Origin of the sequence: Chryseolinea sp. H1M3-3, from assembly GCF_029360725.1 — a bacterium.
In the GTDB taxonomy this organism is placed as follows: Bacteria; Bacteroidota; Bacteroidia; order Cytophagales; family Cyclobacteriaceae; genus Chryseolinea.
The window spans coordinates 758,691-774,466 of record NZ_JARKMY010000002.1; the positions used below are offsets into that span (position 1 = coordinate 758,691).

Annotated in this window: 10 protein-coding genes; 5 read left to right on the forward strand and 5 right to left on the reverse strand. The window is 40.6% G+C overall.

The window, feature by feature from the left end; genetic code table 11:
- Positions 1-7: 7 nt before the first annotated feature.
- Positions 8-2,428 carry an alpha-L-rhamnosidase C-terminal domain-containing protein gene (locus tag P2W71_RS10755; protein ID WP_276370685.1) on the reverse strand — a complete coding sequence of 807 codons (2,421 nt, stop codon included), beginning with the start codon at positions 2,426-2,428 and terminating at the stop codon, positions 8-10.
- Positions 2,429-3,051: 623 nt separating this feature from the next.
- Between P2W71_RS10755 and P2W71_RS10760 the strand changes: the two genes are divergently transcribed.
- The 5 genes from P2W71_RS10760 (at position 3,052) to P2W71_RS10780 (ending at position 12,481) form a co-directional block, all read left to right on the forward strand.
- On the forward strand, positions 3,052-7,200 hold the full coding sequence (locus P2W71_RS10760) for a hybrid sensor histidine kinase/response regulator transcription factor (protein WP_276370687.1): 4,149 nt from the start codon (positions 3,052-3,054) through the stop codon (positions 7,198-7,200).
- 439 nt (positions 7,201-7,639) lie between these two features.
- Entirely contained in the window at positions 7,640-9,349 is a 1,710-nt protein-coding gene (locus P2W71_RS10765; protein ID WP_276370689.1) for a tail fiber domain-containing protein, read from the forward strand.
- Positions 9,350-9,449: 100 nt separating this feature from the next.
- Positions 9,450-9,968, forward strand: coding sequence for a GNAT family N-acetyltransferase (locus tag P2W71_RS10770; RefSeq protein WP_276370692.1), 519 nt, complete (start codon positions 9,450-9,452; stop codon positions 9,966-9,968).
- 390 nt (positions 9,969-10,358) lie between these two features.
- Positions 10,359-10,991: a hypothetical protein gene (locus P2W71_RS10775; RefSeq protein ID WP_276370694.1), complete on the forward strand. Its 633-nt coding sequence runs from the start codon at positions 10,359-10,361 to the stop codon at positions 10,989-10,991.
- Between the two features lie 215 nt (positions 10,992-11,206).
- Positions 11,207-12,481 (forward strand): MFS transporter, encoded by a 1,275-nt coding sequence (locus tag P2W71_RS10780; RefSeq protein ID WP_276370697.1) that lies wholly within the window; start codon positions 11,207-11,209, stop codon positions 12,479-12,481.
- Between the two features lie 31 nt (positions 12,482-12,512).
- On the opposite strand, the gene P2W71_RS10785 is transcribed toward P2W71_RS10780, so the two are convergent.
- The 4 genes from P2W71_RS10785 to P2W71_RS10800 form a co-directional block, all read right to left on the reverse strand.
- A complete protein-coding gene (locus P2W71_RS10785) occupies positions 12,513-13,268 on the reverse strand; it encodes an SDR family oxidoreductase (protein WP_276370699.1) in 756 nt (251 codons plus the stop codon).
- 275 nt (positions 13,269-13,543) lie between these two features.
- Complete coding sequence (locus P2W71_RS10790) at positions 13,544-14,020, reverse strand: GyrI-like domain-containing protein (RefSeq protein ID WP_276370702.1); 477 nt, start codon at positions 14,018-14,020, stop codon at positions 13,544-13,546.
- A 93-nt stretch (positions 14,021-14,113) separates the two neighbouring features.
- Positions 14,114-14,506, reverse strand: a complete 393-nt coding sequence (locus P2W71_RS10795) for a DUF2784 family protein (RefSeq protein ID WP_276370704.1) — start codon at positions 14,504-14,506, stop codon at positions 14,114-14,116.
- Between the two features lie 452 nt (positions 14,507-14,958).
- Positions 14,959-15,645 carry a hypothetical protein gene (locus tag P2W71_RS10800; RefSeq protein WP_276370707.1) on the reverse strand — a complete coding sequence of 229 codons (687 nt, stop codon included), beginning with the start codon at positions 15,643-15,645 and terminating at the stop codon, positions 14,959-14,961.
- Between the last annotated feature and the right edge of the window lie 131 nt (positions 15,646-15,776).

A 15,776-nucleotide genomic window follows, 5' to 3' on the forward strand; every position in this document is an offset into this window, starting at 1 on the left:
TCGACTATCAGAGATCCAAAGTTGTTTTACCAGAGGACAAAGGGTATGTTTTGTCTTGCCAATAAAAGGTACCAAGCGTTTTTTCAGGCAATGTAATTTCAGCTTTCCATTTTCCTTTTACCTGGAAGTAATTGACAGCAATCTGACCATTCGGATGTGGCATTTTTCCTTTCGCCTGAGATAGACTGCCCAAGTGTGGTTTGATCTTTACTTTCGAAAATCCAGGTGAATCACTATCGATACCAAGGATGATCCTGAAAAATTCTATGTTCGGACTGGAGCCCCATGCATGACAGTCTGATCGACTATTGTTATGATCCGAAATCTCCGCCCATGTAGTCAGGCCGTTACTTAATTGAGCACGCCAGTCGCCCAACAAGTTTAAGTAGCTATCACCAAGGCCAACTTTAGCTATGGCTTGATGTACATAATATTTGAAATAGATCGTTGCTTGAGTGAGTGACGTATCAGACAAAATTTTCTTTGCTAATTGAGTGGCTTCATCCCCTGAAATTACCTCTGCCAGAATTGCCAATGTATTTGCGTGTTGAGAGTACAAAGTTTGTTCCGGCGTATCAGCAAATAGGTGATTGGAAGACCAGTATTTTGACTTGATAGTTTGTTTTAATTGTTCAGCTGCGGCATGATATTTTTCAGCAAATTCCTTCATGCCCAAAGCTTCCTCCAATTCAGCAGCAAGCTGATAAGCCCAGCAAAGTTGAATATCCAAGGCCGCAGAATTACCATTCTTGCCAATAGGAGCTACCCCTCTGTCCCAACCTTCACCTTGCGCCCAATCTGTAAATTCCCAATAAGGTGCTTTCTTCAACGATCCATCCGACTGCTGATATTGGTTAAAAAAATGCAGTATCTGCCGGGCACTTGCTAACTTGTTTTTTACAAATTCGTGGTCTGGACGATACCGCCAATAGTCATGGAGCATTCCAATCCAATAGAGTGAGAACGTGGGAATCTCCTGGGCATTTGCAGATGGATAACGACTTAATGTAATGCCTTCCGCCATGCGTGAGTTATCCAATTGACGAAGAGCATTTTTCACCAGGGCATCATCGCCGCTATTGAATAAAGAGACTAAGGCTTGGATGCGCGTATCACCGATGTATTGTAACTGCTCGTAGTAAGGACAATCCATGTAAGTTTCAACAGCGCATAGACGTGCCGTTCTCCATCCGACTTCCAATATTTTGTTCAACTCCGGATTCTTGGCTTCAAATTGCGCGTTAAATTCAAATGGATAACCTGTAAACACTGCATGTGAATCGTCGATGATCAGTGGCTCATTTTTGGTCTCAATTGCGAGTTCGAGGTAACGAAAAGTTCTCCAAGCCAACGATGTAAATTTTTGATGACTGGCGCCACTACTAATCAATTGATCTTTCACGCCAACAAAACGTTTGCCTGTAATTTCATTCCGGTTTCCTTTTTGTTGCTCCGCTCTCCAATCTGAGGAGTTTTCAATTACATAAAGCGCCTCAGCATAACGGATATCAATTAACGCATTTTTTCCTTTGCTGAATTGTAGCACGGGGTAGGCGTTGGTAAGGAAACCTTGATCCAGTAAAAGCGTGACTTTTTTGTTGGCTGGAATTGTTAGCGATGATGCTTGAGCAGGAAATATTTTTGGGACAGTAATTCCAGTAGCCATACGGGTACTTGCTAATCGTTGAGGCGTTAGCTCCATGGGTGGAATGGACCGGGGTACCAGCATCCAACCATTGGTCCATTCAAAAACTCCTTTGGGTAGACCGGCAAAAATTTCATTCGCACTTTTCCAAGAGGTATCCTGAAATGTTAAAGAATTCCACCCGGTTACATGTTTGTTAAAATCAATTTTTTCTCCTGGTCCTGACACGTAAAAAGTGTAAATCAGTTGAGGCCTTAACGGTTCGTAGCTATCGTCTCGAATACATTTCCAGCTTTTATTTGTATTGACTATTTCCTCAGCGGAAGTATTTCCTTGTAAAATGAAGGCCGTGCGATAGGAGATTTGCGCTTCCGCACGCTCATTTCCGAAATTCCATACCAATGCACCAATAACATTTTTGCCTTCTATTAAATATGGCGCCAAGTCAATGGTTTCAAAATTATAATGAAATAGATCACCGCGTGCTGGGCCATGAGACACTTCCTGATCATTAACGTAAAGTTTATACCGGTTATCCGCAGAAACATGAACAATAAATGAAGATGGTTTAGATTTAAGCTCAATCACTTTTCGAAATTTATAAACACCATAGTCCTCATCTGGTTCTCCTGGCACCGAGACCCATAAAGCTTTCCATTTCTTTTCAAGAATGTCAGAATGAATATTTTGTGCAGACACATTTATCGATATAAGTAATAACAACACGCCGGTAATCCGGTATGAAACACGCTGCGTATGTTTTGTTTCTATTGTCGTTCTCATTTTTTTAAGTTGCACTGATTTTAGCAATCGAAAGTTAAACTTTGGTTAATGGTTTTAAGTTAAGACTCGCTAAATGTTTTGGTATCCTGCGCTTTGTGTTTTCTTTATCCAAAGTCGGCATAAAGTCATTTGATGTTATGAAAATTAATGCTTACATGTTCATCAATACAATTTAATAGCGATAGCTAAGATAATTTTGATGAAATGTTCGACGACCCCAATAACCGGATCGAAGATTAACTTTCATTTTTACATTAACCGGGTAACCAGGAGACTACAGCAATATTGTTGATGTGTGGTTGACGATATTAATGCGCCTTCGATAGGCTTTCCAAAGAATTTAATTTCGCTATGAGAAAAGTTTATTTTGGGAGATAACTAAGATAGGTGGCCCGTAGTAAAGTTCGCCAATAACATTCGTGAACATCTATGATACTCATTTTGTAGTAGCAAAACTACAATGGGATCTTGCTGGTAGACTGTACTTCGCATTCCAATTTCGGACAAATGCGATCATTCCGTTATCGTAAATTTAAGTCTGGACGTTCTGAAGAAAAAATATTCTTAATACGTATTGCCAGTCATTGAATAACCGCGTAACATTAACTTGTCAATTGGCTGCAATGAAATTACTATCCGCTTTCGTGTTTTGCGTCATTTTTATTAATACCACATGGGCGCAGGTTTCAACCATAAATCCAGCGACAGACCTGGAGGCCCTCTCAGGAATCCAGGTTAACGATATTAAACAGGACAGTTTGGGCTTTTTGTGGATCGGAACTAATGAAGGGTTATATCGGTACGATGGTTACAACCTAAAATTATATGAAGCCAATCCAAAGATGGTGGGGTCTTCTATCATCACCAAGATATATTTTACAAGGCATGGTGATTTATTTGTTGGTACACGTGGTGGCCTTTTATCATACAACAAAGCAAAAGATCTTTTTGTAAACTTTAAAAATGATCCAGCCGATAGAGAATCCATCAATGGAAATATTGTCAATAGCATCGTTGAGGATAATCAGGGCAACTTATGGATCGCCCTCTCCAAGCATGGAATCGACCTATTTGATATTCCCTCAAAAACATTTCAGCACTTTTTAAAATCAGATGGTACGGGATTGTTGTCCGATGATATTAGTGACCTGCTGATCGACAAAAATAATTTGCTTTGGATATCAACATGGAACGAGGGTCTAAATGCGCTTAATCTTAACGCCGCGAATATCAGCCCTAAGAAAATAAATTTTAAGCGCTATGCTGTTGGCGATAACCTCCCGAAAAAATTGGTGATTCCGTTTATGTTTACAGATCCTGTAGACGGTGATTTTTTTATTGCAACGGTAACAAGGGGTGTATTTCAATATGATCAAGGTTCAGATTCATTTACGCCGTTAGGGATAAAAGAAGTCGAACATTGTACTATTTACGATGCCGTCTTCGCAGCGGATGGGAATACATGGATAGCCACGGATTTTGGCGTCAGGCTGCTGAATCTCAAAAAACGGTCAATAGCTAAATGCCCTGAGTCGATCTGCGAATTTTCGGGGCAGGTTTTTAGTGTTTTTGTCGATAGGCAGAATATCACTTGGCTGGGAACTTACAAGGGTATTGGCAAACATGTTGAAAAGAAAATTTCACATCGTAGGCTCCGTAAGATTAAGGATCCTAATGCTGATAATGTTATGGCTTTTGAAAGACAAGGTCAGTATTTGTGGATTGGAACATGGCGTGATGGTTTGTATTTGTTAGATGAAAAAAATAATCGAGCCCTGAAGATTAATGCCGATAATAAGCTTCTGAATCACATTTGGGACTTAAAATTAATTAATGACCAATGGCTTTTTGTCGCAACCGGCAAAGGTGTTGTTCGTCTACGGGTGAATCCATTGAATTTTAAAAACACCTATGAAGAAACAAACTATCCTTCACGGTCAGCCTTTACATCATTTTCGAAAAACACCAGTGGTCTAACGTGGGTGAGCACCTGGCAGGGCGGACTATACAACATTGATGCCGACAATGGCGAATTGAAAAAATATGAAAAGTATTCTACAAAGGAACATTTTGTTCAGGCGTTACATGTAGATGCGGAAAAAGATCAGCTTTGGATTGGTACGGTTCATTCCGGCTTGATTCGCCTTACTGGCATTAGTGGAGATAGTGTTCAATCTAAAATTTATGCGCAGGAAACTACCCCTCAACTGGGACTCAGCAGCGATTTTGTCTCCGTTATTTTTGAAGACAACGAAAAGAAATTATGGATCGGTACCGGCGATGGTGGATTAAATATCCTTGATTTGGAAACCGGGAAAATAAACTGGATTGTAAAAGGAGAGCAAAATTTGCCAAGCAACACGATTCGGGCAATCATTCAGGACGAAAAAGGAAATATATGGATCAGTTCGAAGTCAGGTATATCCAAATTTGATCAACAAAAAATTTTTATAAACTATACAGAAGATGATGGACTGGAACACATGGAATTTAATCCGAACGCTGTACTCTTAAGTCATGGCACATTGTATTTCGGCAGCGGTCAGGGATATGATGTTTTTAAACCGGGTGACTTATCGTTTCAAAAAGATCCGCCTCGGATTTTTATAACCGATGTAAAAATATTTGATAAATCAATTTCCCCAGGTGAGTCGTACGATGGAAGTGTGATTTTGAAAAAACCTGTAAATGAACTTGAAACAATAGAGCTTTCATATAAAGTAAAAAATATTTCGTTCGACTTTTCCGCGCTAAATCTTAGAAATCCAAAACGGGAAATTTTCGCGTACATGTTAGAAGGTTTTAACGATGATTGGATTTATGCCAATGCATCAAACCGCTTTTTATCGTTTTCAAACCTCCCTCCCGGTGACTATACGTTGAAGATAAGGACAGCGCGGAATACCGCAGTGGGCGGTGATCAGGGTAGAATTTTAAAAATCCACATTATACCACCAATCTGGCAGACCACCTGGTTTATTGTGTTGGCTGTAGTCGCTTGTGTGGGGCTGCTTTATTTGTGGCATTGGATGCGGGTTGCTGGGTTACGCAGACAAAAATTGTTGTTTGAAAAATTAGCCCAGGAACGCGTAGCCGTGATTGAAAGTAAAACGAAATTGCTTGAGCAGCAAAATAGTGAAATCCAAAAACAAGCTGCACAATTGCACGAAGCGGATCAGACCAAGATTAATTTCTTTGCAAATATTTCACACGAATTTCGAACACCGCTGATGCTTATCATAGGACCGATTGGCAGATTGATGGAAAGTAAAGTCGCGAACGAGAACGAAAGCTTGTTAATGATCCACCGGAATTCGAAAAGACTCTTACGGCTGGTGGACCAGATCATGGATTTTTCAAAGTTAGAAGCTGGTAACCTGACTTTAGAAACTGTGGAAGGTGATTTCATAGCTTTTATTAAGGAAATTATCTCCTCTTTTAACTACTTGGCTAACATAAAAAATATTTCGGTAGAGTTTTATTCGCCTGAACCTCAGTACTATTTCAATTTTGACCATGATAAAGTTGAAAAGATACTATACAATCTATTGTCCAATGCCTTTAAAGTCACTCCGCCCGAAGGACGCATTTCTGTGACAATCGATATATTTCAAGATAGCGAACAAGGCGTCAGCAACATGTTGCAAATTGAAATTTTCAATACGGGTAAAGGAATACCAAAGGCTGAACTTCCGAATTTGTTTACGAGATTCTACCGGACGAAAAGTTATTCCGATGGAACAGGTATTGGACTTTCCCTAACCAAGAGTCTGGTAGAACTTCATGGTGGAAAAATCGAGGTAAGGTCAGAAGAAAATGAAGGTACCTGGTTCATGGTGATGTTACCAGTGCAAACAAATTCTTTGGAGGTAAAAAAGGAAAACTTACAGACAGGTTCTCTTCAACTGCCCGTGCCAACCGCCAACTTCGGTATAAAAGATGATACGGTAGGCAAATCTCCATCGATAACAACTTTGAATCAAAACCATGCGAGAACTATTTTAATTCTCGACGACGATGAAGACATGAGGCTCTTCATTTCCAAACTTCTTTCACCAGAATACAACGTTCTGTCTTCGTCAAACGGTGAAGAGGCATTGAAGCTGGCGTATAGGGTTCAGCCGGATGTGATCATTAGCGATATGATGATGCCGGTTATGGATGGTTATCAATTCCTGCGGGAGGTAAAACAGAATCCGCACATCAGTCACATTCCGGTAATCCTTTTGACAGCACGGGCAAGTATGGATGCAAGACTCAAAGGGCTTGAGGAAGGTGCCGATGATTATATTACAAAACCTTTCCATGAAAAAATTCTGCTACTCCGGGTTAAGAATTTAATCGAGCGAATGCAAAGTACAAAGAAGCGTTTCTCAACCGATATTCATTTGGAACCCAAAGAGATGACCATTACTTCGTTGGACGAAAAGTTTATGAAGAATTTATTGAACGTAGTCGAACAGAATATTTCCAATACAAGCTTCAATTCCGATTTTATATGCCAGGAACTCGGAGTCGGAAGATCTTATTTGTATGCGAAAGTAAAAGCATTAACAGATTTGCCTGTAAATGAATTTGTAAAAACTATTCGTTTAAAACATGCCGCTGTACTTTTGACAAAAGGCCAGCTACAAGTGAATGAAGTGGCCTATAGTGTAGGCTTCAACGACCGGTATTACTTTTCGAAATGTTTTCAAAAACTTTTTGGAGTCTCTCCATCGCATTATCAGAACGAGCACTCAGGCCTGGATCAAAGCATGCCACGCAGTTAGAAAGTTGTGATAATAATAAAATGACTATCCCAAATCCATGTTTTTTAAATGGTTTGGACTATATAACACACATTTCGGACTACAGCACACGCCGTTTTCTCCCATTTACTATAAGTTTGTTTTAATAAAAGTTTACCCCATCGCCTGTTGTGATGTATTAGCTCTGTTGTTCCTCATGCTGGATGGAATCAAAACGGAAGCTTGGCGACGGGGTATAACTTTGTTTAAAGATCACAACGCAGCTCCCGTGCCGGTTCTATCATAATTAGCCTGCTCTACCTTCTTCTAGAATTAGTCTTATCCTCTTGGCTATTGTCCGCATTGTGTGCATTCGTGTCCACGCGGACCAGAGTACACCAGGTTTGTATTCCTGTCCACACAATTCCTAAAACTTGCCTCTAAGTTCGTTGCAGGTCAGGCTTTCAAATTCTAAAATGTTATGAAAAAAATTCTTCTGGTTATTTCAACGATTTTATGTTCATCATTTGCGGCTTATTCGCAGTCCGGACCTTTGCCCGTAGGTCAGCAAGATATCGACGACGCGTTGCAAGGCACATCTGATTACCAATTCAGTTACAGTGGTAATTGGGCACATGGATCAGGTACCACAGATCTCTATTATAATAGAACTTGTTCTTTTTCAAACACAACATCCGCTTATGCAACAATTTCTTTCACTGGAAATGATTTCCGGTTGACAGTAAGCACGGCACCTCATCATGGTATTATGGGCGTCACAGTTGACAGTCAGCCCGAAAAGCTGTTCGATCTTTATGAGAGTGAACAGCACATCAAGGAGTTTTACGGATACCAGTTTGAAGCCCTTAGTGAAGGCAGACATACTGTCAAAATCAGGGTTACAGGAACCAAAAATCCCGCTGCTACAAATACCTACGTGGTAGTCGATTTCATTTCGTTTGTGTCCAGTAGTTCCAATACCGCGATAGGTGTGAATGCTCATTTTAATAAAGGGGGATACGACAACACAGCGGTTGGGGCGAATGCTTTAGTAGGGGTGGCTCTCCAATATGGAAATAAGAATACGGCGGTTGGGGCAAGCGCATTAGTTTCCAACCGTGGAGGTGGTAACACAGCTGTGGGATATTTGGCTTTGGGTAACAACGGAAGGGGAGGGGGTAATGTAGCCATGGGTAACAATGCAGCTCAGCGAATAGCACTAGGGGTGCAAAACACGGCTATCGGTTCAGACGCGATGTCAGAATACACCAGTGGTTGGTGGAACACTGCTGTTGGTGCAGGCGCCTTACGATTCGGAAGCGGTTCGAACAATGTAGCGGTAGGCACAGGTTCTGGAATGACTGACGGTTCTAACTTTGAAAACACGACTGCAATTGGTGCGGGAAGTACAGTGACGGCTTCAAACCAGGTCAGGATAGGAAACTCGTCGGTAACCAGCATTGGTGGTCAGGTTTCATGGGCAACCTTATCTGATGGCCGTTTCAAACGGGATATTAAAGAAGATGTATCCGGGCTTGAGTTTATTCGGCAACTCCGGCCTGTGAGCTATGCAGTTGATTATAATGCATTCGATAAATTCTTACGGGTACCCGATAGTCTCCGCTCACAAAGAGCTAAGTCACGACAAAAAGTTGTACGCCAAACAGGATTTGTTGCGCAAGAGGTTGAATCGTTGGTTAAAAAAACTGGCTATACATTCGCCGGGGTGGAAGCACCCAAAAATGAAAACGACCATTATAGCATACGTTACGCTGAATTTGTTGTTCCCCTGGTAAAGGCTGTGCAAGAGTTAACTGAAAAAATGGAAGCTCAGGAAAAGGTTGTAGAAGACCAACAACAGATGATCCAAACATTAGCTGATCACTTGAAAAAATATGGTGTAAACACCGAAGATGTTTTATCAAAGGATGATGTCCGCCTGTTTCAAAATAATCCTAACCCTTTCACTGTCGATACCGAAATAAAAATGAGTCTTCCGGAAAGTGCTCAAAACGCAAAGGTCATTGTCTATAATATGGAAGGAAGGCAATTGAAAGCGTTTGAGGTTCGTGGTCGGGGTGAAACATCCATTACCATAACTGGCGATGAACTCGGACAAGGTATGTATTTGTACGCATTAATTGTTGACGGCAAAGTCGCCGATACCAAGCGAATGATCTTAACCAAATAAGCAAGGGGTGTGGTGTATGGAAACTGAAAAAAGACAAACATCAGATATCTGACCATTTGCTTTTTTTATAGGTTGGTGTACCGAAGTGATAAGATCCATTATGAAAATCATTACATGCAACAAAGGCCATTCTCAACTTATTCTGGATATTCTGAACGAAGCCATTGTCAATTCCACGGCGCTTTACGATTATGTACCTCGTCCATTGGAAAGTATGGGGCCGTGGTTTGATGTAAAAAGCAAGAATAATTTTCCAGTGATTGGTCTGGTTGACGAAGGCGAAACATTGGTGGCATTTGGAAGTTACGGCACCTTCAGGTCATGGCCTGCGTACAAATATACAGTTGAGCACTCGTTGTATGTGCATAAAGATCATCGCGGCAAAGGATATGGAAGAATTGTCTTAAATGAAATCATCAAGGACGCTAAGAATAAAGAATATCATACCTTGATAGCCGGAATTGATTCACTCAATAACCCCAGCAAGCAATTGCACGAATCGTCCGGTTTTGAATTTTGCGGACGGATAAAACATGCAGGCTATAAATTTTCGAAGTGGCTTGACCTTGAGTTTTACCAATTGTTGTTATCAACACCAGTATGCCCCAAAGAACAATAGACCTCCGTTGGTTGCTTATTTAGTATCCCCTTATCTAGGGGATTTTTTTTATTTCATATTTTCTTCTGAAAAAAAATAATCGATTTCTTGCAACTATGTCGCTATACTATGCATCTCTATTCTGCGCTAGTAATTGACGTTGTGCGATTTTGAAGCAAGATTGTTTTATTATCGAACACGTTAAATTTCAAGATGTGCGGAAACTGCCTATAAACGCAGTTGTTATAGCACAAAAAAAATTGGTAGCATATTAGCTAGTGCATGCTTCGTCCTACGTGCCGAACCTTCACCTGTGCAGATTTACGCTATTGCGGGGTTGTAAAATTGTTCCAACAAATTTTGTAACCCTATTATAAATCAATAGTAATCATATAATCAAAACACAAAGCTATGTTAACCAAAAGTTGTTTCACTTTCATTTTCGCACTATTCGTATTTTTTACGTCTAATGCTCAGCAAGCAGAAGCGCCTAAGATCGAAGGCTCTCCATATTTAGATGATAAATATGTGGATGGAGAAATTTTCTTTGGTGAAGCGAACAAAGTTGCGAACACCAAAGTCCCGGTACGATATAATATTTATCAGGACTTAATGGAGTACCAACAAAATGGAAAAGCGTTGGCGTTGGATCCCTCCAATAAAATTAAAAAAGTGCATCTCGGTGAGAATACTTTTGTCGTCGAGAAGTACGAACTTAATGGCAAAACAAAATATGGATTCCTCTCAGTTCTTGATAGTGGCAAAGTTATGTTGCTCTCCAAAAAAATGATAAAATTTCAGCAGGCACTAAAAGGCAGAGCGCTTGACGGTGGTGATCAACCCGCGAAATATTCGCGAATGTCTGATGCCTATTTTTACAAGATCGGAGACGGGGAACTAAGACAAGTTGGAAATCTTAAAGAGCTGATTTCAACTTTTCCTGATAAGCAGGAGGAACTTAGTCAGTATGCAAGACAAGAAAAAATTAGTCCAAAGAAGGAAGCCGAGCTATTGAAACTTATCCGTTACTATAATTCTTTATAGAGTTAGATTGGGGAACTGTTTGGTATCCGGCCGTCTAATTGACGGCCGGTTTTTTTTGTGACGAAATTCATGACCTTCTTCTTAGAATAGACAGGTAGCTTATGCACTTATAAAAAAGGATTAGCAGAAGTTGCATAGATAAATTACATTGCTGCAATGGTCTGCCCGGAGGGCAGCTCATGTTGGTTCTTTTGCAAAGCAACAATTACTATTACATGGAAAAAACTATTGCACCTTCACGCTGGTACCGCCTGATACCAATTGCATTTATCACTTACAGCCTTGCTTATCTGGATCGGGCGAACTTTAGTTTTGGGGTTGCAGGTGGTATGGAGAAAGACTTAAATATCACGGCTGCCACTTCTTCCTTATTAGGTTCGCTCTTTTTCCTTGGCTATTTCTTTTTTCAAATTCCAGGTGCATTGTATGCTGCGAATAAAAGCGCTAAGAAACTAATCTTCTGGTCGCTCATTCTCTGGGGTGCCTTGGCTATGGCCACCGGTATGATTAGCAATATCAATTATCTAATTGTTATACGGTTTATGCTGGGCGTTGTAGAAAGTGCTGTTATGCCTGCTATGTTGATTTTACTCAGCAGATGGTTTACAAAAGCTGAACGCTCTCGTGCAAACACTTTTCTTATTCTCGGCAACCCGGCGACTATACTATGGATGTCAATTTTATCAGGCTACTTAATCAATTCGGTAGGTTGGAGATGGATGTTTATTATCGAAGGCGCACCTGCTATTATTTGGGCTTTCTTTTGGTGGCGTCTGGTTGATGATAAACCAAAAGATGCCGCATGGTTGTCACCGGAGGATAAGCAGGCGTTAGAGACTCAAATGGTAAAAGAACAGCAAGGTATTAAACCTGTAAAAAATTATGGTGAGGCTTTCAAATCAAAGGTTGTTATTTTATTGTGCCTGCAGTATGCTTTGTGGAGCATTGGAGTGTATGGATTTGTGATGTGGCTGCCTTCAATTATTAAAGCAGCGCCCAATATGAATATCGTAGACACTGGATGGTTAGCCTCCATTCCATACTTATTCGCTATAATCGGAATGCTTAGTGCTTCGTATTTCTCCGACAAGACGTTGAACCGAAAAGCGTTTGTTTGGCCGTTGCTGCTCGTCGGTGCCGTGGCATTTTATGGATCATATTTGTTGGGAACAGATGATTTTTGGTTTTCATTCATTTTATTGACCATCGCAGGTGCAGCGATGTACGCCCCGTATGGACCATTCTTCGCTATCATTCCTGAAATCTTGCCTTCGAATGTAACTGCGGGCGCCATGGCTATAATAAACAGTTTTGGTGCACTTGGGTCTTTTATTGGGTCTTATGTGGTGGGGTATTTAAATGCTACCACCGGTGGATTTGGGGCATCCTACATTTTCATGGCGGGATCGCTGTTAATATCAGCAATACTCACAATGGTTGCCGTCAAAGGAACATCAGAGAAGCGAAGGGTTGCTCAGCAATTTGCTTAGTGATCTGCTTCGGCAGTGATAACAACAACTGTTACTTCGCTAACCAGCCACCATCGACGTTTAGTGCGTGTCCTGTAATAAAAGAGGCGGCATCCGAGCAAAGCCAAACGATCGCTTCAGCGACTTCTTCAGGTGTGCCCATGCGACCAACGGGCTCCATATCCTCAAATTGTTTTTCCACTAGTTTATCTTTGCCTGTCACCCTATCAACCATTTCAGTTTTAATTACTCCTGGGCAAACTGCATTAATGCGAATACCTTGCTTTGCATATTCCAAGGCGGCTGTTTTAGTTAACCCAACGACACCATGCTTACTTACCACGTAGGCAGGCAATCCGGGAAATCCAATCAATCCCGCCACAGACGCGACGTTTACAATAGCCCCACTACCTTGTTTAAGCATAATTGGCAACTCTGTTTTCATGCAAAGCCAAAGGCCTTTCAGATTGATGTTAATCGTCTTATCCCAATTTTGTTCTGTGCATTCATGCGTAAGTGCATTTTGTCCTTCAATACCAGCATTGTTTACGGCGAAATCGATTTTGCCAAATTTATTTAAAGACTCATTTAACGTTCTTTCAATATCACTCGCCTTCGATACATCACACTTCAGAAAAATGGCAGCGCCACCGATTTTTTTTATCTCGTTTAATGTTGTGTCGTCCTCGATCCAATCTGCGATAACAACATTTGCTCCACGGCTGGCAAACGCAATTGCGGTAGCCCTACCGATACCAAAGGCAGCTCCGGTTACAAATGCGACTTTATTTTGAAGTGTTTTTTCCATGCGTTTGAAATTTTGTGAGCAATATTACCACGATAGCTGATGTCTTTAAGTGATAATGGTTAATCGTAAATATGATTTATATCAGGTTTCCTTCAATCTAATTTACTGAGCGGTGGATGCGTGCTGGCCAGCGCGAACGAAGGATCTGTTGCAGGTTAACGTAATGCCCATGCGTACACTTTTAAAACGGCAGATCCTTCGCTGCAGGGCCATAGCTCTAACCCTGCTCACGATATTTGAATTCCTAAGGAAGTGACCTTCAAACCATAAGTGCATCACCGGACAACAAAATGGATGTTTGTCTTCCACTTGCTTGAATCCTTTTCTTGTACCGGATCTGAAAAATATTCCTCAAGCACCATTTCTTTTTTGAGGGAATTTTGTCTGACGTATTTATCAAGCGCGTCGTAAGCTGATGCCATATTTTCATATGCCCCATAATGTGTGGTGGACAAAACTTTAGAGGTAGGAAGTACTACTTTATCGAATCCTTTTATTTCAGGGACTTTTCCTTGTACAGCTACTGCCGCTGCCACATCAGTCTCTTTGCTAAATTCATCAATATCATAATAAATTGCATAAGGCATCCCATCTGGTGTCAATCCCAACTTTTGAATTACTGCATATAGGGCTCCATAAGCTTCGCCGAAAAACGTCGAGAGCTCATCAAACTTTATCCGGCCTCTCTTTGTGACGAAAGTTTTTTCAGGCCAGGTTGTCAGTTTCACATCGTAGTTTACTATCGTTTCCATAATTAAAATTTTGTTACGACGTAAAAGTAAAACAATGCCTATACGGCCACCTTGATTTTAGTCATTCAAGGGCATCGTTTTTATCATACTTTATTAAGGATGGATGTCAGCTTTATGATTCTTTTCACGCAGGTTGGTAATGATGCTCATAAGGAACGCTAGCACGAACAGAATTAAGGTCAGCCAATCGACTATCTGTTCTGAAATGGAAAGAGGGAGGAGAGTAGTCAATAGAAAATGTATATACGAATCTGATGCCGGTACATATCCGAGTTCATCACGGACTTGCCAATGCCAATCTGTTAAAAAACAATATCCAAAACCGTAAAAAAATCCGAGGATGAACCACGAAAAAGCCGTTATGGATAGGGTCACAAGATTCCACCCTCGCAATCGTTTTGAGGTCCATCCAAAAAGATTAAAGAGAATAAGACTCACGTGAAATACAAAGAAAAAAATATCGACTACTTCCAGGATTATCCTCATGTCGATGACCTTTGGTATTATAAAGCTAAGCTAACCACAGAATTTTTAGTGAACCAGGTGTAAGTTTAAAGTAGCCCGCCAGTGTTGCAATGTACAATATTGAACATTGTGGTGTTCAGGAATGAATCGCCCATTCCTTAAAGGATTCATACCTATAAGGAATTTGACACTTTTTAGATTGGTTTGTAGTTTGAATGGAAGAAGAAAAATATTTCTAATGAAGACTTTAATTGCTATTTTTTTGTGGTGCATTCTTTTCGTTTTGTGTTGGCCCTTGGCCTTGCTAATGATTTTCCTGCTTCCACTATTCTGGCTAATTTTACTTCCCTTTAAAATTGTTGGACTTACACTTGATGTGATATTTAAACTTGTTAGTGCCGTTCTATTATTTCCATTCCGAATAATTGGAGTAATCCGATAAGCAGAATGTCATACGGATCGTATGCTGTTTGCTATAAAGAGTTATAATACTTAATAAGTCTGACAAGATCTTTTTCCTTGCGGACTGAAATTTTTTCTTCCTTTACAAAACGATTTAACTCGTCGTGATTATTAGGAAGAGCGGCTATCACAGATTTAACATTTTCCACGCTTTGCACCTGGCCATTTTCGACCTTGAAAAAAAACCGATCGGGGCCTTGGGTATACTTGGCAGGTGTAGCTCCCGCTTCCAAAGCTTTAGCTTCCGTTCTTTCTCTGTAGGTAACTGTTTTTTTAGATAGCAGCATCACTTTTCCGCTATCAATCAATATAAAATATCCTTGTTTAGTTTTGCCACGCGATTCAAAACTTTCGACGATGAGGATGCGTTCACCAAGTTTTATTTTTTTAATCCGCTCATTCGGATCCAATATGTATGTTTGATTATTCTGTTGATACTCCACCCAATCCTTGTAGATATTGTACCTGACTGGTACAACTGTTGGTTTACCTTTGGCGAAATAGACTTCACCTTGTGTAAAAGAGTCGTCCAGATAAGGTGTCCCTTCAATGTTCTCCTCTTTCGCTCCTAACGCCCTTTGCGCGTCTTTGATGAGAAGGTGGTCATCAATATTTCTGCCGGTTGTCGCTTGCGCTAAAGTCGGGGAGCCTATGAATAGATATAAGACACTCAACAAGATTGTAATTTTGCTCAACATATAATATTTACTTTAATTGTGGTAATGGGTTACACATAACTGCGCTTTCTTATCTCGCTCACAAGTTGGATTACTGGCGTATAGCCCTATGCGAAAATGTTACCAGAAATTTATAGGGACGACTATCACGT

Bases quoted from the DNA above. Each gene is read 5' to 3' on its own strand.
- P2W71_RS10755 (WP_276370685.1), bottom strand. From the start codon at position 2,428: ATGAGAACGACAATAGAAACAAAACATACGCAGCGTGTTTCATACCGG.
- P2W71_RS10760 (WP_276370687.1), top strand. From the start codon at position 3,052: ATGAAATTACTATCCGCTTTCGTGTTTTGCGTCATTTTTATTAATACC.
- P2W71_RS10765 (WP_276370689.1), top strand. From the start codon at position 7,640: ATGAAAAAAATTCTTCTGGTTATTTCAACGATTTTATGTTCATCATTT.
- P2W71_RS10770 (WP_276370692.1), top strand. From the start codon at position 9,450: ATGAAAATCATTACATGCAACAAAGGCCATTCTCAACTTATTCTGGAT.
- P2W71_RS10775 (WP_276370694.1), top strand. From the start codon at position 10,359: ATGTTAACCAAAAGTTGTTTCACTTTCATTTTCGCACTATTCGTATTT.
- P2W71_RS10780 (WP_276370697.1), top strand. From the start codon at position 11,207: ATGGAAAAAACTATTGCACCTTCACGCTGGTACCGCCTGATACCAATT.
- P2W71_RS10785 (WP_276370699.1), bottom strand. From the start codon at position 13,268: ATGGAAAAAACACTTCAAAATAAAGTCGCATTTGTAACCGGAGCTGCC.
- P2W71_RS10790 (WP_276370702.1), bottom strand. From the start codon at position 14,020: ATGGAAACGATAGTAAACTACGATGTGAAACTGACAACCTGGCCTGAA.
- P2W71_RS10795 (WP_276370704.1), bottom strand. From the start codon at position 14,506: ATGAGGATAATCCTGGAAGTAGTCGATATTTTTTTCTTTGTATTTCAC.
- P2W71_RS10800 (WP_276370707.1), bottom strand. From the start codon at position 15,645: ATGTTGAGCAAAATTACAATCTTGTTGAGTGTCTTATATCTATTCATA.